General features: G+C 65.8%; 16 protein-coding genes. 13 read left to right on the forward strand and 3 right to left on the reverse strand.

Translation table 11 applies throughout. The features are described 5' to 3' along the window. Positions 1 to 283: 283 nt before the first annotated feature. The 10 genes from ACO07J_RS20050 (at position 284) to ACO07J_RS20095 (ending at position 11,486) form a co-directional block, all read left to right on the forward strand. A complete protein-coding gene (locus tag ACO07J_RS20050) occupies positions 284 to 1,330 on the forward strand; it encodes an ABC transporter permease (RefSeq protein WP_350123421.1) in 1,047 nt (348 codons plus the stop codon). 15 nt (positions 1,331 to 1,345) lie between these two features. Beyond that, entirely contained in the window at positions 1,346 to 2,539 is a 1,194-nt protein-coding gene (locus ACO07J_RS20055; RefSeq protein WP_422032253.1) for an ABC transporter permease, read from the forward strand. A gap of 27 nt (positions 2,540 to 2,566) precedes the next feature. Next, the gene (locus ACO07J_RS20060; protein ID WP_422032255.1) at positions 2,567 to 4,660 is read left to right on the forward strand and encodes a dipeptide ABC transporter ATP-binding protein; all 2,094 of its coding nucleotides are present in this window, start codon (positions 2,567 to 2,569) and stop codon (positions 4,658 to 4,660) included. A 135-nt stretch (positions 4,661 to 4,795) separates the two neighbouring features. Next, a complete protein-coding gene (hutI, locus tag ACO07J_RS20065) occupies positions 4,796 to 5,986 on the forward strand; it encodes an imidazolonepropionase (protein ID WP_422032257.1) in 1,191 nt (396 codons plus the stop codon). Continuing rightward, positions 5,983 to 7,518, forward strand: a complete 1,536-nt coding sequence (gene hutH / locus ACO07J_RS20070) for a histidine ammonia-lyase (protein ID WP_422032259.1) — start codon at positions 5,983 to 5,985, stop codon at positions 7,516 to 7,518. The genes hutI and hutH overlap by 4 nt, the downstream gene beginning before the upstream one ends. Further along, positions 7,518 to 8,312 (forward strand): N-formylglutamate deformylase, encoded by a 795-nt coding sequence (gene hutG, locus ACO07J_RS20075; protein ID WP_422033466.1) that lies wholly within the window; start codon positions 7,518 to 7,520, stop codon positions 8,310 to 8,312. Before hutH ends, hutG begins: the two co-directional genes overlap by 1 nt. Then, complete coding sequence (gene hutU / locus ACO07J_RS20080) at positions 8,309 to 9,979, forward strand: urocanate hydratase (protein WP_422032261.1); 1,671 nt, start codon at positions 8,309 to 8,311, stop codon at positions 9,977 to 9,979. The genes hutG and hutU overlap by 4 nt, the downstream gene beginning before the upstream one ends. A gap of 48 nt (positions 9,980 to 10,027) precedes the next feature. Further along, positions 10,028 to 10,435 (forward strand): DUF1810 domain-containing protein, encoded by a 408-nt coding sequence (locus ACO07J_RS20085; protein ID WP_422032263.1) that lies wholly within the window; start codon positions 10,028 to 10,030, stop codon positions 10,433 to 10,435. A 162-nt stretch (positions 10,436 to 10,597) separates the two neighbouring features. Beyond that, positions 10,598 to 10,756, forward strand: coding sequence for a hypothetical protein (locus ACO07J_RS20090; RefSeq protein ID WP_422032265.1), 159 nt, complete (start codon positions 10,598 to 10,600; stop codon positions 10,754 to 10,756). 112 nt (positions 10,757 to 10,868) lie between these two features. Beyond that, positions 10,869 to 11,486, forward strand: coding sequence for a TetR/AcrR family transcriptional regulator (locus ACO07J_RS20095; protein ID WP_422032267.1), 618 nt, complete (start codon positions 10,869 to 10,871; stop codon positions 11,484 to 11,486). A 12-nt stretch (positions 11,487 to 11,498) separates the two neighbouring features. Here ACO07J_RS20095 and ACO07J_RS20100 read toward each other — a convergent pair whose 3' ends face one another. The 3 genes from ACO07J_RS20100 to ACO07J_RS20110 all read right to left on the reverse strand — a co-directional run bounded on the left by ACO07J_RS20100 (position 11,499) and on the right by ACO07J_RS20110 (position 14,192). Beyond that, complete coding sequence (locus tag ACO07J_RS20100) at positions 11,499 to 12,683, reverse strand: aromatic amino acid transaminase (protein ID WP_422032269.1); 1,185 nt, start codon at positions 12,681 to 12,683, stop codon at positions 11,499 to 11,501. Between the two features lie 4 nt (positions 12,684 to 12,687). Then, a complete protein-coding gene (sseA, locus tag ACO07J_RS20105; protein WP_422032271.1) occupies positions 12,688 to 13,542 on the reverse strand; it encodes a 3-mercaptopyruvate sulfurtransferase in 855 nt (284 codons plus the stop codon). Between the two features lie 239 nt (positions 13,543 to 13,781). After that, positions 13,782 to 14,192 carry a helix-turn-helix domain-containing protein gene (locus ACO07J_RS20110; protein WP_422032273.1) on the reverse strand — a complete coding sequence of 137 codons (411 nt, stop codon included), beginning with the start codon at positions 14,190 to 14,192 and terminating at the stop codon, positions 13,782 to 13,784. 70 nt (positions 14,193 to 14,262) lie between these two features. On the opposite strand from ACO07J_RS20110, the gene ACO07J_RS20115 reads away from it, so the two are divergent. The 3 genes from ACO07J_RS20115 to ACO07J_RS20125 all read left to right on the forward strand — a co-directional run bounded on the left by ACO07J_RS20115 (position 14,263) and on the right by ACO07J_RS20125 (position 16,592). Continuing rightward, positions 14,263 to 15,690, forward strand: coding sequence for an MFS transporter (locus ACO07J_RS20115; protein ID WP_422032275.1), 1,428 nt, complete (start codon positions 14,263 to 14,265; stop codon positions 15,688 to 15,690). A 121-nt stretch (positions 15,691 to 15,811) separates the two neighbouring features. Next, complete coding sequence (locus ACO07J_RS20120) at positions 15,812 to 16,105, forward strand: ribbon-helix-helix domain-containing protein (protein ID WP_422032277.1); 294 nt, start codon at positions 15,812 to 15,814, stop codon at positions 16,103 to 16,105. Between the two features lie 91 nt (positions 16,106 to 16,196). Continuing rightward, a complete protein-coding gene (locus ACO07J_RS20125) occupies positions 16,197 to 16,592 on the forward strand; it encodes a VOC family protein (protein ID WP_300891704.1) in 396 nt (131 codons plus the stop codon). The last annotated feature ends 13 nt before the right edge of the window (positions 16,593 to 16,605 follow it).

The raw sequence follows: 16,605 nt of genomic DNA on the forward strand, positions 1-16,605 counted from the left end.
CCCCCCTTCCCGCCGCCCATCGACCGCCGGAACATCCTCCCCTCTTCCGGCGGTTCCCGGCGGCGGGTCTTTTGCAGCGCTTGCGCGACCGCCCTGCTTCCCCCGCCCCCGTGTCGCAATCTGTCCGCCCCATGCCGGTCTCCGCGCAGCAATATTGCGCATCCCAAGTCAGAACTTCCCGACAAATGCGGAACGTCTGGACCGAACGGCTTTTGTTGTTTAGCGTTTCTCGTGGACAGGACTCCTTCCTGAGCAAAAAACAAGAGCCAACAGGGGGCCATTGATGGGGAAGTTCATTTTGCGCCGGATCGGCGTCATGATCCTGACGGCGCTGTGCCTGACCTTCATCGTCTTTTTCCTCACCAACCTGTATCCCAACCTCGAAAAATTCGCCAAGACCCAGGGCAACTTCCGCATGTCCGACGAGGAGGTCGCGACTTTTCTCAACAATCGCGGGTACTTGCAGCCGACGGTCACCAAGTATGGCCAATGGCTGGGCGTGCTGCCGGGCTACGTGATCGAAGGCACTGACGGCAAGGTCCGCGCCCGCTGCGCCGCCCCCGGCCAGCCGATCGAGGAGGCGCCCCGCTTCTGCGGCGTGCTGCAGGGCAACTGGGGCTTTTCCACCACCATCAAGGAGGACGTGGGCGGCATCATCCTCGAGAAGCTGGGGCTGACCGGGATCCTGATGTTCTGGGTGATGCTGTTGATGGTGCCCTCGGCGCTGATCCTCGGCGTGCTGGCCGGGATGCGCGAGGGCTCCCGCCTCGACCGCTCGCTCTCCACCTTCTCGATCAGTACGACGGCCACGCCGGAATACGTCTCGGGCGTCCTCTTCATCGCCATCTTCGCCAGCTCCGCCGTGGGCCTGAAATGGTTCAAGGGCACCGCCACCAGCGCGATGGACAACGTCACCTTCGAGAACTTCTTCCTGCCGGTGCTGACCATCGCGGCCTATGGCATGGGCTACATCGCCCGGATGACCCGCGCCTCGATGGCCGAGGTGATGACATCGCAATATATCCGCACCGCGCGGCTAAAGGGGGTGAGCTTCCCCAACATCGTCATGAAACACGCGCTCCGCAACGCGCTGATCGCCCCGTTCACGGTGATCATGCTGCAGTTCCCCTGGCTGCTGAACGGGGTGGTGATCGTCGAGACGCTGTTCAACTACAAGGGCTTCGGCTGGACGCTGGTGCTGGCCGCCGGGAACAACGATATCGAGCTTCTTCTGGGGGTCTCGGTCATATCCGTTTTCGTGGTTCTGGTGACGCAGCTGATATCGGATATCGGCTATGTCTACCTGAACCCGCGGATCAGCGTGAGCTAGGGAGGGGCCGCAGAGATGAACAAAGACGCACTCAGCTGGGGCGCGATCTTCGGCCAGATGGTCATCCAGTTCGCGCCGGTCCTGATCCTGCTGGTGATCACCTTCGCGCTTTCCCTCGTCTTCAAGCGCAGGCTGGGCCTTTACGGCAAGCTGTTCGACAGCACGGTCGGCATGATCGGCCTCGCGCTGGTACTGTTCTGGGTCTTCACGGCGTTCTTCGCCGGCGTGTTCGACATGGTGGCCACCCACAACCCGCTCGACCAGTCGGCGCTGATGAAGAAGGCCCTGCCCGGCACGCCCTATTCCAAGCTGATCGGCACGCCCGACCCGAATGCCGGGGCCTATTACCTGCTGGGCGGTGACAACCTCGGGCGTGACGTGTTCAGCCGGGTCATCGCCGGCTCGATCAAGGTGATCCTGATCGCCCCCTTCGCCACCGTCTTCGCCTTCATGGTCGGCATCACGCTGGGCCTGCCGGCGGGCTATTACGGCGGGCGGTTCGACACGGTGCTGTCCTTCCTGTCGAACCTCGTGTTGGCCTTCCCGGTGATCCTGCTCTTCTACCTTCTGGTGACGCCCGAGATCGTGCAGACCGGCATTCCCGTCTACATGGCCGCGGTGCTGTTCATCTTCCCGCTCGTCTTCCTCGTGATCCTGTGGAACTCGCGCTATCACACCCAGCCGATGAAGCGGAACGTCTACCTGGCGATCACGCTGGTGATCGGCATCTGGGTCTATCTCGGCATCGCCTGGGATGCCGACCCGTTGGGCCTCATCCGCTTCCCGCCCAACGTGCTGGTGGTCTTCGTCTCGGTCGTCTTCGTCAACTCGCCCACCGTCTTCCGGATCGTGCGGGGCCTCGTGCTCGACATCAAGACACGCGACTACGTCGCCGCCGCCCAGACACGGGGCGAGGGGCCGTGGTACATCATGCTGTGGGAAATACTGCCCAACGCGCGCGGGCCGCTGCTCGTCGATTTCTGCCTGCGCATCGGCTACACCACCATCCTTCTGGGAACGCTGGGCTTCTTCGGCCTCGGGCTGGAATCGGAAAGCCCGGACTGGGGCAAGATGATCATCGACGGCCGCCGCCTCCTGTCGGCCAATATTCTGCATATCGCCATTCCGCCGGCGCTGGCCCTGCTGACGCTGGTGTTGGGGCTCAACTTCCTCGCGGATGGCCTGCGGGAAGAAAGCCTGAGGGATTAACCGCCCGCTTCGGGAAAGGACAACGAGATGTCGCAGACGCCAGACCATGACGGCCCGATCCTCGAAATCGACAGCCTGTCGATCTCGTTCTTCACCCGGCTGCGGGAAATCCCGGCGGTGATGGACTTCTCGGTCGAGGTGCAGCCGGGCGAGGCGGTGGGTCTCGTCGGCGAAAGCGGCTGTGGCAAGTCGACCGTCGCGCTGGGCGTGATGCAGGATCTTGGGGTGAACGGTCGGATCGTCGGCGGCTCGATCAAGTTCAAGGGCCGCGACCTTAACGCCATGTCACCCGACGAGCTGCGCCACATCCGCGGCAACGAAATCGCCATGATCTACCAGGAGCCGATGGCGAGCCTGAACCCGGCGATGAAGATCGGCAAACAGCTCATGGAAGTGCCGATGATCCACGAGAAGGTGTCGGAGAAGGAGGCCTATCAACGCGCCCTCGAAGTGGTGCGCGACGTGAAGCTGCCCGACCCCGAGCGCATTCTCAAATCCTTCCCCCACCAGCTTTCCGGCGGCCAGCAGCAGCGCATCGTCATCGCCATGGCGCTGATGGCCAACCCCAGCCTGCTGATCCTAGACGAGCCCACCACCGCGCTCGACGTGACGGTCGAGGCGGCCGTGGTCGAGCTGGTGAAAGAGCTGGGCCGCAAGTACGGCACGTCGATGCTGTTCATCAGCCACAACCTCGGGCTGGTGCTGGAAACCTGCGACCGGATCTGCGTGATGTATTCCGGCGAGGCGGTCGAGACCGGCAGCATCAAGGACGTGTTCGACAAGATGCAGCACCCCTACACACAGGCGCTCTTCCGGTCGATCCCGCTGCCCGGCGCCGACAAGAACGCCCGCCCGCTGGTGGCCATCCCCGGCAACTTCCCCCTCCCGCACGAACGTCCGCCGGGCTGCAATTTCGGCCCGCGCTGCGACTATTTCCAGGACGGCCGCTGCAACCAGGACATCGCCATCCCGATGGAACAGATCGACGGCGACGACCGGCATTTCACCCGCTGCCTGCGCTACCAGGAAATCGACTGGCACGCCCCGATCAAGGCCGCCAAACAGACCGAGGCGACGAAGAAGGGCGACGTCATCCTGAAGATGGACAACCTCAAGAAATACTACGAGGTTGCGGCCAACGCGCTGTTCGGTGCCAGCGGGGCGACCAAGGTGGTCAAGGCCAACGAAACCCTCACCTTCGAGGCCCGCGAGAGCGAGACGCTCGCCATCGTGGGCGAATCGGGCTGTGGCAAGTCGACCTTCGCCAAGGTGCTGATGGGTCTGGAAACCGCGACCGACGGGCAGATCCTGCTCGACAACAAGAACATCGAACATATCCCGATCCAGAGCCGCGACACCAAGACGGTGGCCGACATCCAGATGGTCTTCCAGAACCCGTTCGACACGCTGAACCCCTCGATGACCGTGGGCCGCCAGATCATGCGGGCGCTAGAGATCTTCGGCCACGGCAAGTCGGACGACGATCGCCGCAAGGAAATGATGCGCCTGCTCGACCTCGTGAAGCTCCCGCGCGAGTTCGCCGACCGGATGCCGCGCCAGCTGTCCGGCGGCCAGAAACAGCGCGTCGGCATTGCCCGCGCCTTCGCCGGCGGCGCCCGGATCGTGGTGGCGGACGAGCCCGTATCGGCGCTCGACGTGTCGGTACAGGCGGCGGTGACCGACCTGCTGATGGAAATCCAGCGCGAGAAGAAGACGACCCTGCTGTTCATCTCGCACGACCTGTCGATCGTGCGGTATCTCTCTGACCGGGTGATGGTCATGTATCTCGGTCACGTGGTCGAGCTGGGCACCACCGAACAGGTCTTCTCGCCCCCCTACCACCCTTACACCGAGGCGCTGCTCTCCGCCGTGCCCATCGCCGACACCCATGTCGAGAAGAAGCACATCGTGCTCGAGGGCGACGTGCCCTCGGCCATGAACCCGCCGCCCGGCTGCCCGTTCCAGACGCGCTGCCGCTGGAAATCGCAGGTGCCCGGCAACCTGTGCGAAACCGAGGTGCCGCCGGTGCGGATGCTGGCCGAGGGGCACCAGGTCAAGTGTCACCTCGCCGACGACATCCTCGCCCGGATGGAACCCGTCATCAAGATCGCGGCGGAGTAACCGCACCCTTACCTGCGCGAAACGCCGCCCCCAAAGCGGGGGCGGTTTTCCGTTCTGCGGATTCTTTCCTTGACGATTATTATGTGCAGACATAATAAGTGAGTCACATCGCCTCACATCAGGGAAAGACCGCGCATGCTGTTACGGAACGCGACCATTGCCACGATGACCGGAGACGGCGCCTATGGCCTGATCGAGAAAGGCGCAATTTCTCATGACGACGGAAAAATCCGCTGGGTCGGGCCCGAGGCCGATCTTCCCTCTGACCTGTCCGAACGGGGTGAGGACATGGAGGGCCGCCTGGTCACCCCCGCCCTGATCGATTGTCACACCCATATCGTCTTCGGCGGCAACCGCGCCGGCGAATTCGAGATGCGCCTGAACGGGGCCAGCTACGAGGAAGTTGCGCGCGCCGGCGGCGGGATCGTCTCGACCGTCACCGCCACCCGCGACACGCCCGAGGGCGCGTTGCTGACCGATGCGCTGACCCGTGCCGATGCGCTGATTGCCGAGGGTGTCTCGGTCATCGAGATCAAGTCGGGCTACGGGCTCGACATCGACACCGAGATCAAGATGCTGCGCGTCGCCCGCCGGGTCGCCGCCTCGCGCGATGTGCGGGTGAAAACCTCCTTCCTTGGCGCCCATGCCGTGCCGGTCGAGTACAAGGGCCGCAACGCCGACTACATCGCCGAAATCTGCCTGCCCGCCCTCGAACAGGCCGCCGCCGAGGGGCTGGCCGACGCCGTAGACGGTTTCTGCGAGGGCATCGCCTTCTCCGTCGAAGAGATCGAGCCGGTCTTCGCCAAGGCAAAAGAGCTTGGCCTGCCCGTCAAGCTTCACGCCGAACAGCTCAGCAATATCGGCGGCACCAAGCTGGCCGCCAAGTACGGCGCACTGTCCGCCGATCACGTGGAATATGCCGACGAAAGCGACGCCAAGGCGCTGGCCGGGTCGGGCAGCGTGGCCGTCCTTTTGCCCGGCGCGTTCTACACCCTGCACGAGAAACAGGTGCCGCCCGTCGATGCCTTCCGCAAGCACGGCGTGCCGATGGCGCTGGCGACCGATTGCAACCCCGGCTCCTCCCCGCTGGCCTCGCTGCTGCTGACGATGAACATGGGCTGCACCCTGTTCCGCATGACGCCGGAGGAGGCGCTGGCCGGCGTCACCCGCCACGCGGCACAGGCGCTCGGCCTCGACGATACCGGCGTGATCGCGCCGGGCAAACGCGCCGACCTTGCCGTGTGGAACGTGGCCCAGCCGGCCGAACTGGCCTACCGCATTGGTTTCAACCCGCTGAACCGGCGGATCTTCGGAGGTGAAGGATGAGCGAGGTTCTGACACCCGGCACGGTTACCCTGCCCACGCTCGAGGCGATCTGGCGCGAGGGGCGGGCGGCCACGCTCGACCGGTCGGCAAAACCCGCGGTCGAAGCGGCCGCCGACCTCGTGCGCCGTGCCGCCGAAGGGCAGGAGGCCGTCTACGGCGTGAACACCGGCTTCGGCAAGCTGGCCAGCGTCAAGATCCCGTCCGAGCAGACCGAGGCGCTGCAACGCAACCTGATCCTCAGCCATTGCTGCGGCGTGGGCGAGGCGCTGGACGAGGGGGCGACCCGGCTGATGATGGTGCTCAAGCTGATGTCGCTCGGGCGCGGGGCATCGGGCGTGAAGTGGCAGACGATCGAACTGATCGAGGGGATGCTGGCGAAAGGCGTCACCCCGGTCGTGCCCGATCAGGGCTCCGTCGGGGCGTCGGGCGACCTTGCGCCGCTGGCGCATATGGCCGCCGTGATGCTTGGCGAGGGGGAAGCGACGTTCGACGGTCAGCGACTGCCCGGCGGCGAGGCGCTCGCCGCGTCCGGCCTCTCCCCCATCGTTCTCGGCCCCAAGGAAGGGCTTGCGCTGATCAACGGCACGCAATTCTCCACCGCGCTGGCCCTGATCGGCCTCTGGCAGGCGTGGCGGAACGCCGAGAACTGCATCGTCACCGCGTCGCTCTCGACCGATGCCATCATGGGCTCCACCGCCCCGCTGGTCGACGCCATCCACACCCTGCGCGGCCACAAGGGCCAGATCATGGCCGCCCGCGCGCAAAGCGCCCTGATGGAAGGCAGCGAGATCCGCGAAAGCCACCGGGAGGGCGACAGCCGCGTGCAGGATCCGTACTGCATCCGCTGCCAGGCCCAGGTGAGCGGCGCCGCGATCGACCTGCTCCGCCGCGCGGGCGAGGTGCTGGAGATCGAGGCCAACGCGGTCACCGACAACCCGCTCGTGCTGGTCGAAGAAGAGCGCATCGTCTCCGGCGGCAACTTCCATGCCGAGCCGGTGGGCTTCGCCGCCGACCAGATCGCCATGGCCATCGCCGAACTGGGCGCGATTGCCCAGCGGCGGGTGGCACTGATGGTCGATCCGACACTGAGCTTCGACCTGCCGCCGTTCCTGACGCCCGAGCCGGGGCTGAACTCTGGCCTGATGATCGCCGAGGTGACGACCGCCGCGCTGATGAGCGAGAACAAGCACCTCGCCAACCCCTGCACGACCGACAGCACGCCGACCTCCGCCAACCAGGAGGATCACGTCAGCATGGCGGCCCACGCGGCCCGGCGGCTGATGCGGATGAACGCCAACCTGAGCAACATTCTCGGGGTCGAGGCCATCTGTGCCGCACAAGGCATCGACTTCCGCGCCCCGCTCAAGACCAGCGAGCCCCTCCAACGCGCCATGGCCCGCCTGCGAGAGGCCGTGCCCGCGCTGAAGGAAGACCGCTACCTTGCGCCCGACCTCAACGCCGCCGCACAGTTGATCCGCGACGGCGCGTTGGTAAGCGCCGCGGGGCTGGCACTGGAGAAGGGAGGCGCATGATGGACGCTGTCGAGGTGATCCGCGGCGATAGCCCGGTCGTTCTGGGCATGCCCCATACCGGCACCTACGTGCCCGCCGACATCAAGCGCTGCCTGAACGAGCGGGGGCGCGGGTTGTCGGATACCGACTGGCATATTCACGATCTCTACGACGGGCTGCTGGCCGGTGCCACCGTGGTGCGTGCCACCTTCCACCGCTACGTGATCGACGCCAACCGCGACCCCTCGGGCGCCTCGCTCTACCCGGGACAGAACACCACCGGCCTCGTCCCGCTCACCGATTTCGACGGGCAGGACATCTGGGACACCCCGCCGACCGAGGCCGACATCGCTGCCCGCAAGCACGCCTTCCACGCGCCCTATCATGCGGCTTTGGAAGCGGAATTGCAGCGCGTTCAAGCGGCGCACGGCGTGGCGGTGCTCTACGACTGTCATTCCATACGCTCCCGTATCCCGTTCCTGTTCGAGGGCACCTTGCCGGATTTCAACATCGGCACCAACAACGGCACCACCTGTGATGCCAAAATCTCCGAGGCGGTGGCCGAGGTTTGCGAATCCGCCGAAGGCTTCACCTCTGTCACCAACGGCCGTTTCAAGGGCGGCTGGACAACCCGCCACCACGGCCGCCCCGACACCGGCCGCCATGCCATCCAGATGGAACTTGCCCAATCCACCTACATGGAGGAAGCGCCGCCGTGGTCCTATCGCCCCGACCGGGCCGAGCGCATCCGCCCGCACCTGAAAACCATACTGACCCGTATTGACCAGCTTGCCCGCGAAGGAGAGCTTGCATGACCAACCCCCGCCACAACACCCGTGACATCTATCCCGACACCGGCACCCAGATCAGCGCCAAGAGCTGGATGACCGAGGCGCCGATGCGGATGCTGATGAACAACCTGCACCCCGACGTGGCCGAGAACCCGCATGAGCTGGTGGTCTATGGCGGCATCGGCCGCGCCGCCCGCACGTGGGAGGATTTCGACCGCATCGTCGGCACCCTCAAGGGGCTCGAGGAAGACGAGACCCTGCTGGTGCAGTCGGGCAAGCCGGTGGGTGTGTTCAAGACCCACGCGGACGCGCCGCGCGTACTGATCGCCAACTCGAACCTCGTGCCGCACTGGGCCAACTGGGACCATTTCAGCGAGCTCGATAAGAAGGGCCTGATGATGTACGGCCAGATGACGGCCGGGTCGTGGATCTACATCGGCACGCAGGGCATCGTGCAGGGCACCTACGAAACCTTCGCCGAGGCCGGGGGCCAGCACTACGACGGCGACCTCAAGGGCCGCTGGATCCTGACCGGTGGCCTTGGCGGCATGGGCGGGGCCCAGCCGCTGGCGGCGGTGTTCGCGGGGGCCTGCTGTCTTGCCGTGGAATGCGACGAGACCCGCGCCGAGTTCCGCAAGCGCACCCGCTATGTCGATGAGATCACCCATTCGCTGGACGATGCGCTCGAGATGATCGACTGCTGGACCAAGGCGGGCGAGGCCAAGTCGGTCGCGCTGATCGGCAACGCGGCGGATGTCTTCCCCGAACTGGTAAAGCGCGGCGTGAAGCCCGACATCGTCACCGACCAGACCAGCGCCCATGACCCGGTGCACGGCTACCTGCCGCAGGGCTGGACCGTGGGCGAATGGCGCGCCAAGCAGGAGAGTGACCCGAAGGCGGTGGAAAAGGCCGCCCGGGCGTCGATGAAGGTGCATGTGCAGGCGATGGTCGATTTCTGGAACGCAGGCGTTCCGACGCTCGACTATGGCAACAACATCCGTCAGGTCGCGCTGGAAGAGGGGCTGGAAGATGCCTTCGCCTTCCCGGGCTTCGTGCCCGCCTATATCCGTCCGCTCTTCTGCAAGGGGATCGGGCCGTTCCGCTGGTGCGCCCTTTCGGGCGACCCGGAAGATATCTACAAGACCGACGCCAAGATGAAGGAGCTGTTCCCCGACCATGCCGACCTGCACCGCTGGCTCGACATGGCGCAGGAACGGATCGCCTTCCAGGGCCTGCCGGCGCGGATCTGCTGGATCGGGCTGGGCGAGCGGCACAAGGCCGGGCTGGCCTTCAACGAGATGGTGCGCAATGGCGAGCTGAAGGCGCCCGTGGTGATCGGGCGCGACCACCTCGACAGCGGCTCGGTCGCGTCGCCCAACCGGGAAACCGAGGCGATGAAGGACGGCTCCGATGCAGTCAGCGACTGGCCGCTGCTCAACGCGCTTCTCAACACCGCAAGCGGCGCGACCTGGGTCAGCCTGCACCACGGCGGCGGCGTCGGTATGGGGTTCTCGCAGCATTCCGGCATGGTGATTTGCTGCGACGGGTCGGAAGATGCCGACCGCCGGCTCGAGCGTGTGCTGTGGAACGATCCGGCGACCGGCGTGATGCGCCACGCGGATGCGGGCTACGACATCGCCATCGATTGCGCGCGCGAGCACGGGCTGAAACTGCCGGGCATCTTGAAGTGATCCCCGCCGCGGGGCAGGATGCGGTGCAGCGCATCCTGTGGAGGCGGCATGAGCCTTGAGCGGTTCACCGAAGCACAAGATCGGGTCTGGCCCGCACCGCTGGAGGAAATCCAGCGGGGGCGGAAGGACAGCCACTGGATGTGGTTCGTCTTTCCGCAGCTGAAGGGGCTGGGCCGTTCGGCCACCGCGCTGCATTACGGGATAGACGACAGGGCCGAGGCTGCAGCGTATCTGGCCCACCCGGTGCTCGGGCCGCGGTTGCTGGAGATATCGCGGGCGATGCTATCTCACGCCGGAACCGCCCCCGAAACCATCCTGGGGCCGGTCGACGCGCTCAAGCTTCGTTCCTCCGCAACGCTTTTCGAGGCAGCGGAGGGCGACCCGGTGTTCGCGGATATCATCGAGGCGTTCCACGACGGCGAATGCTGCCGGAAAACGCTCGATCTGCTGGGCTGACACCGCCTGCCTGCGTGATTTGAGCATTAAATTCATTAAATAAGAAGAGGTTGACGGTTCTCACTCAAAAAGTGAACCGTTCCGTTCAGTTTTCACTTGAAAACTAAACCGATCTGTTTAGATATCAGAAAGTGAACGAAGCAGTTCAGTTAGGAGAGACCCATGAAACCTGTTCTCGCACTCCTCGCAATATCCCTGTTGCCGCTTGCCACGCCCGTTCAGGCCCAAAGCGTCGACGTCGGCAGCCTGTTTCCCACGCTGACCTACCCGACCCCCGCGACCGAACCGGTGACGCGGACCATCTCGGACGTTGAACGATAACCCGTGATCGCCCTGCCGCGGGTGGCGGATGCCCCCGCGGCACATGCGGATTTGCTTGCGGGACAGACGACCCCCCGGCTAGGGTGGACAGGCGACTTCTCGGAGGATGCGCATGACGGCGATGGCCGCTGAAATCAAGAAAGGCCGGAAATTCGACCAGGTGCTCGACGGGGCGCGGGAAATTTTCCTGCGCGACGGCTTCGAGGGTGCCAGTGTCGATGACATCGCCCGTGCTGCGGGCGTGTCGAAAGCCACGCTTTACAGTTACTTCCCCGACAAGCGCCTGCTGTTTTCCGAGGTCGCGCGGATCGAATGCAACCGCCAGGCCGAGGAGGCGCTTAACGTCATCGGCACCGGCGCGCCGATCGAGGTGGTGCTGCACGAGGCGGCGAACCGGATCGTCCGGTTCTTCCTGTCCGATTTCGGCCGGCAGGTGTTTCGCATCTGCGTTTCGGAATCCTACCGCTTTCCCGAGCTTGGGCGGCGGTTCTACGAATCCGGGCCCAAGCTGGTGCGCGAACGGATGTCGAAGGTGCTGACCCCTTATGTCGAGCGTGGCGTGCTCAAGATCGACGACATGGACCTTGCCGCGAACCAGTTCGGCGAGCTGTGCAAATCCGACCTTTTCGTCCGCAGCCTGTGCGGCGTCTGCGGCGAAGTGACTGAGGCCGATATCGAGCGCGTGGTCAACGGCGCGGTCGACATGTTCCTCGCCCGCTACCGCGCCTGATAGCGGCGGGCGTCAGCCGCCTGCCTCGACGATGGCCTTGGCCAGGATCGGCACCGTGGCCTTGTTCAGCCCGGCGATATTGATCCGCGAGTCGCCCACCATGTAGATGCCGTGATCCTTGCGCAGGGTCTCGACGATCTCGGGCGACAGGCCGAGGCGCGAGAACATGCCGCGGTGCTGGGCGATGAAACCATAGCGGTCGGACCCGGTGAGGCGCTGCATCTCGCGCGCCAGTTGTTCACGCAGCCCGAGCATGCCTTCGCGCACCTCTTCCAGTTCCGCCTGCCAGTCGGCGCGCAGGCTGTCGTCGTTCAGCACCAGCGTCACCAACCGGGCGCCGTGGTCGGGCGGGAAAGAGTAGTTCTGGCGATTGAGATAGGCGAGGTTGCCCTGGGCCGCCTTCTGTTTCGCAGCATCCTGCGACACGGCCATCAGAAGGCCGGTGCGCTCGCGGTAGATGCCGAAATTCTTCGAGCAGCTGGCGGCGATCAGGGTTTCCGGGCAGGAGGACGCGACTTCGCGGGTCGCCAGCGCGTCGACGTCGAGCCCGTCGCCGAAGCCCTGGTAGGCGATGTCGATCATCGGCAGGGCGCCCTTGGCGTTCATCAGCTCGATCACCGCCTTGAACTCGGTCAGGTTCAGGTTGGCGCCGGTGGGGTTGTGGCAACAGCCGTGGAGGAGGACGACATCGCCGGCCTCGACCTTCTCGAGGTCTTCCATCATGCCGGCGAAATCGACGGCGCAGGTCGCTTCGTCGAAATAGCGGTAGGGGACGGCCTCGATCCCGAGATATTTCAATATGCTCAGGTGGTTGGGCCATGTCGGATCGGAGACGTGGACGCGCGCGCCGGGGTTGGCCATCTTCACCAGCTCGAAGGCCTGCCGCACGGCACCGGTGCCGCCGGGGGTGGCCACCGCGGCGACGCTGTCGCGCGGCACGGCATCGCCCAGGACGAGGCCGATCATGGCGTCGGCAAAGGCCGGGTCACCTGCGAGGCCGGTATAGGCCTTGGTGGTCTCTTCCTCCCACCATTTCTGTTCGGCCGCCTTGACGGCGCGCATGATGGGGGTCACGCCTTCGGCGTTCTTGTAGACGCCGACGCCAAGGTCGATCTTCTGCTCGCGGGGGTCCTCGCGATACATCTGCATCAGCATGAGGATCTTGTCGGCGGGCTGTTCTTTCAGCGCTTCGAACATCTGGTCAGTCTCCGGTCGCGACGGGCACGGTGCCGAAGGCGCCCCATTCGGCCCAGGATCCGTCGTAAAGCGCGTGGTCGGTCTTGCCGATGCGTTCCAGCGCGAGGTTGATGATGGCGGCGGTGACGCCCGAGCCGCAGGTGGTGATGACGGGGCGGGACAGGTCGACGCCGGCTTTTTCCAGCACGGCGCGCAGGCCGTCGGGGTCTTTCATCGTGCCGTCATCGTTCATAAGTTCCCGATAATGCACGTTTTTCGAGCCCGGCACGTGGCCGCTGCGCAGGCCCTCGCGGGGTTCGGGTTCCTCGCCCCGGAAGCGGCCGGGGGAGCGGGCGTCGAGGATCTCGTAATCGCCCAGCTTGGAGGCGGAGGAGACCTGCGTGACGTCCTTGATCATGTGGGCCTGGCGGCGGACGGTCATGTGACGGTCGCGGATGATGGGCTCCATGTCCTCGGTCTCGCGGCCCTCGGCGACCCACTTGGGCAGGCCCCCGTCAAGCACGGCGATATCGGTCTGGCCCATCAGCCGGAACAGCCACCAGACACGCGCCGCGGAGAACAGGCCGTGGGTGTCGTAGACCACCACCTGGTGCCCGTCGCCGACGCCCATGGCGCGCAGGCGGGACATGAATTTTTCAACGGGCGGAGCCATGTGGGGCAGGTCGGAGCGGTTGTCGGATATCTCGTCGATATCGAAGAAACGCGCGCCGGGGATGTGGGTTTCCGCATACTCGGCGCGGGCGTCGCGGCCGGTGCCGGGCAGGAACATCGTGCCGTCGAGAATACGCAGGTCGGGGTCCTTGATGTGGGCCGCGAGCCAGTCGGTGGAAACAAGGGTTTTCGGATCGTCCTGTGCCATGTCGCCCCTCGGGTTGGATGCCTTCGTGACTACAGCCAAGGGCCGCGAAGGGCAAGGTCGGGCGGTGTGAGACGGGCTGTCGACAGCGGTTTGGCGCGAATCAGGGTTAACGCGTTGATTTGGCGAGAAACCCCATGTCGGTATCACGTCGGTATCGCGTCGGTATTACGTCGGTGTTTTCAACCGGCGGGGCGGCGTTAACGCACCGCGCGGGCGTGGATGCCCCCGCAACGGGCCCATCACCGTCCCCGGCGGCCCGATGTGCGCGCGGCGAAATCCATCAGCCGGCGGAACTTCGGACAGTCCATATGCGTCTCGGCCGGGCAGTCGGCGACGTGGCGCAGCGCGTCGCGCAGGCGGGTCAGGCCGCGGATCTGTTCGTCGAGCGCGTCGGCGCGCAGGTGCAGCTCGGGACGGGGCAGCTGCGGGGTGCCGTCGCGGGCGAACATGGCGCGGATGTCGCCCAGCGAAAACCCGGCCATCTTGCCCAGCGATATCAGCGCAAGCTGGGTGACGACCGGGGTGTCGTATTGCCGGCGGAGCCCGTGCCGCCCGGCAGAGCGGATCAGGCCGATTTCCTCGTAATAGCGCAAGGTGGAGGGCGGGACGCCGCTGCGCTCGGAGACGGTGCCGATATCGAGAAGTTTCATGCTTGACCTCAAGCTGGCTTGAAGTGGCAGCCTAGGCGCTCATTGCCATGAATGACAAGCGAGTCCTGCCATGACCGAACCGAAAACCGCCGAACCGACCACCACGCCCGAGACCCTGCCGCTGATGATCGCGCTGGCCGCCGCGACGCTGACCGCGTCGCTGGGGATCAGCATCGCCTCGGTGCTGCTGCCGACACTGAGCCAAGAGATCGGGGTGACGGTGACGGCGGTGCAATGGGTGGTTCTGGCCTACCTGATGTCGATCACCGTGGCCGTGGTGTCGGCCGGGCGGCTGGGCGACCTGTTCGGCCACAGGCGGGTTCTGCTGGCGGGGCTGGTGCTGTTCATCGCGGCCTCGGGCCTGTGCGCCGTGGCGCCGGGCTTCGGCCTGCTGATCGCCGGGCGGGCGCTGCAGGGGTTCGGCGGGGCGATACTGATCGCGCTGCCGATGTCGCTGGCGCGTGACCTTGTGCCGGAGACGCGGCTGGGCGCGGCGATGGGGCTGATCGCCACAACCTCGGCCGCCGGCACCGCGCTGGGCCCCTCGCTGGGCGGTGTGCTGCTGGCGTGGGGCGACTGGCGGATGGCATTCTGGGCGCTGGCGGGGTGCGGGGCGGTTTCGCTTCTTCTTTGCCTTGCCGGGATCGAGCGGGTGCCGGGCCGGGCGGGGGTTACGCTGCGGGCGCTGGACTTGCCGGGGACCGCCGTCCTGATGGTGGCGTTGTCGGCCTATGCGCTGGCGACGAGCGGGGCGGGGCTGGCGCTGTCGCCCGCCGTGCTGCTGGCCTTGGCGGTCGTCGCGCTGGCGGTGTTCGCGGGGATCGAGCGGCGCGCCGCCGCGCCGCTGGTGCCGCTGGAGCTTTTGGCGGACCGCAGGACGGGGGCCGCAGTGATCATGCATGTGGCGGTGGGCACGGTGATGATGGCGACGCTGGTGGTGGGGCCGTTCCATCTTGCCTTCGGGCTGGGGCTGAACGCGGCGCTGGTGGGGCTGGTGATGGCGGTGGGGCCCGCGGTGGCGACGCTGGCGGGCGTGCCGGCGGGGCGGCTGACCGACCGGCTGGGCGCGGCGCGGGTGTTGCGGATTGGGCTGGGGCAGATGGTGGTGGGCCTTCTGTGCCTGGCGTTCCTGCCGCGCGTGTTCGGCGTGAGCGGATACGTGGCGGCGCTGATCCTGCTGACGCCGTCGTTCCAGATGTTCCTTGCGGCGAACAACACGGGCGTTTTGGCGCGTGCCGCGCCGGCAGAGCGGGGGCGGCTATCGGGCCTGCTGGGGCTGGCGCGGAACCTCGGGCTGATGACCGGGGCGTCGGTGATGCCGGCGCTGTTCGCCTTCGTGCTGGGCACGGGCGATGCGGCGGGCGCCCCGGCGGAGCAGGTCGCGCGGGCGTTCTCGGCAAGCTTCGCGGTGGCGGCGGGGCTGGTGGCCGTCACGCTGGGGCTGGCGGTGGTCAGCCTGCGGGGCGCGGGGGACGTGGCGAGGGATCATGCGATTTGATTTGCAAAATCCGGCATTGCCTTCCATCCTTTCGGAAGGGGAGGCGTGTTTGCCGCCCCGGTTCCCGGCGCCGTGCATCCTGATCCCGTTTCGCGCACTGCGCCGAGAGGGAGGAGTCGATATGTGCCAGATATTCGCCGGGCAGGACCCGGAACGTTACCAGCTCGAAACCCGCCGCATGCGGCTGAACGGCCAGAGCACCAGCATCAGGCTGGAGCATTCCTTCTGGGCGATTCTCGACGAGATCGCCGAGGGAGAGGGGCTGACGACGCCGGGCTTCGTGTCGAAGCTGCATGACGAGGTGCTGGAGCTGCACGGGGAATCGAAGAATTTCACCGCGCTGCTGCGCTGTACCTGCCTTGTCTATCGCGAGATGCCGCCCAAGGCCGAGGGGGCGCGGATCGCCGCGGAATGAGCGCGGCGGCGGTGTAGTAACCCCTTACTACCCGGCCGCGATCGCGGCCTGATACCCTGTTCCGGACAAGACACAAGTTCGGAGGACAGGCATGGCGAAGGCCATTCACAGCATGATCCGGGTGCTCGACGAGGCACGCTCGGTTGATTTCTACCGGCGGGCCTTCGGGCTCGAGGTCGCGGATCGGCTGGATTTCGAGAAATTCACCCTTGTTTACATGAGCAACGGGGAAAGCCCGTTCGAGGTGGAGCTGACGGTCAACAAGGGCCGGACGGAGCCCTATGACCTGGGCGACGGATACGGGCATCTTGCCGTGCTGGTGGAGGACCTGGCGGCGGAGCATGCCCGGTTCGAGGCGGAAGGTCTCAACCCCCGGAAAATGGTGGAGTTCGCGCCGGATGGCGAGGTGGTGGCGAAGTTCTTCTTCGTGGCCGACCCGGACGGCTACGAGATCGAGGTTCTGCAGAGAGGCGGGCGGTTCAAGTAATTCAAGAGAAGAC

Origin of the sequence: Roseovarius sp. (assembly GCF_965228755.1) — a bacterium.
In the GTDB taxonomy this organism is placed as follows: domain Bacteria; phylum Pseudomonadota; class Alphaproteobacteria; order Rhodobacterales; family Rhodobacteraceae; genus Roseovarius.

Coding starts and splice junctions, on each gene's coding strand:
- ACO07J_RS20050 (WP_350123421.1), top strand. CDS start 284: ATGGGGAAGTTCATTTTGCGCCGGATCGGCGTCATGATCCTGACGGCG.
- ACO07J_RS20055 (WP_422032253.1), top strand. CDS start 1,346: ATGAACAAAGACGCACTCAGCTGGGGCGCGATCTTCGGCCAGATGGTC.
- ACO07J_RS20060 (WP_422032255.1), top strand. CDS start 2,567: ATGTCGCAGACGCCAGACCATGACGGCCCGATCCTCGAAATCGACAGC.
- hutI (WP_422032257.1), top strand. CDS start 4,796: ATGCTGTTACGGAACGCGACCATTGCCACGATGACCGGAGACGGCGCC.
- hutH (WP_422032259.1), top strand. CDS start 5,983: ATGAGCGAGGTTCTGACACCCGGCACGGTTACCCTGCCCACGCTCGAG.
- hutG (WP_422033466.1), top strand. CDS start 7,518: ATGGACGCTGTCGAGGTGATCCGCGGCGATAGCCCGGTCGTTCTGGGC.
- hutU (WP_422032261.1), top strand. CDS start 8,309: ATGACCAACCCCCGCCACAACACCCGTGACATCTATCCCGACACCGGC.
- ACO07J_RS20085 (WP_422032263.1), top strand. CDS start 10,028: ATGAGCCTTGAGCGGTTCACCGAAGCACAAGATCGGGTCTGGCCCGCA.
- ACO07J_RS20090 (WP_422032265.1), top strand. CDS start 10,598: ATGAAACCTGTTCTCGCACTCCTCGCAATATCCCTGTTGCCGCTTGCC.
- ACO07J_RS20095 (WP_422032267.1), top strand. CDS start 10,869: ATGACGGCGATGGCCGCTGAAATCAAGAAAGGCCGGAAATTCGACCAG.
- ACO07J_RS20100 (WP_422032269.1), bottom strand. CDS start 12,683: ATGTTCGAAGCGCTGAAAGAACAGCCCGCCGACAAGATCCTCATGCTG.
- sseA (WP_422032271.1), bottom strand. CDS start 13,542: ATGGCACAGGACGATCCGAAAACCCTTGTTTCCACCGACTGGCTCGCG.
- ACO07J_RS20110 (WP_422032273.1), bottom strand. CDS start 14,192: ATGAAACTTCTCGATATCGGCACCGTCTCCGAGCGCAGCGGCGTCCCG.
- ACO07J_RS20115 (WP_422032275.1), top strand. CDS start 14,263: ATGACCGAACCGAAAACCGCCGAACCGACCACCACGCCCGAGACCCTG.
- ACO07J_RS20120 (WP_422032277.1), top strand. CDS start 15,812: ATGTGCCAGATATTCGCCGGGCAGGACCCGGAACGTTACCAGCTCGAA.
- ACO07J_RS20125 (WP_300891704.1), top strand. CDS start 16,197: ATGGCGAAGGCCATTCACAGCATGATCCGGGTGCTCGACGAGGCACGC.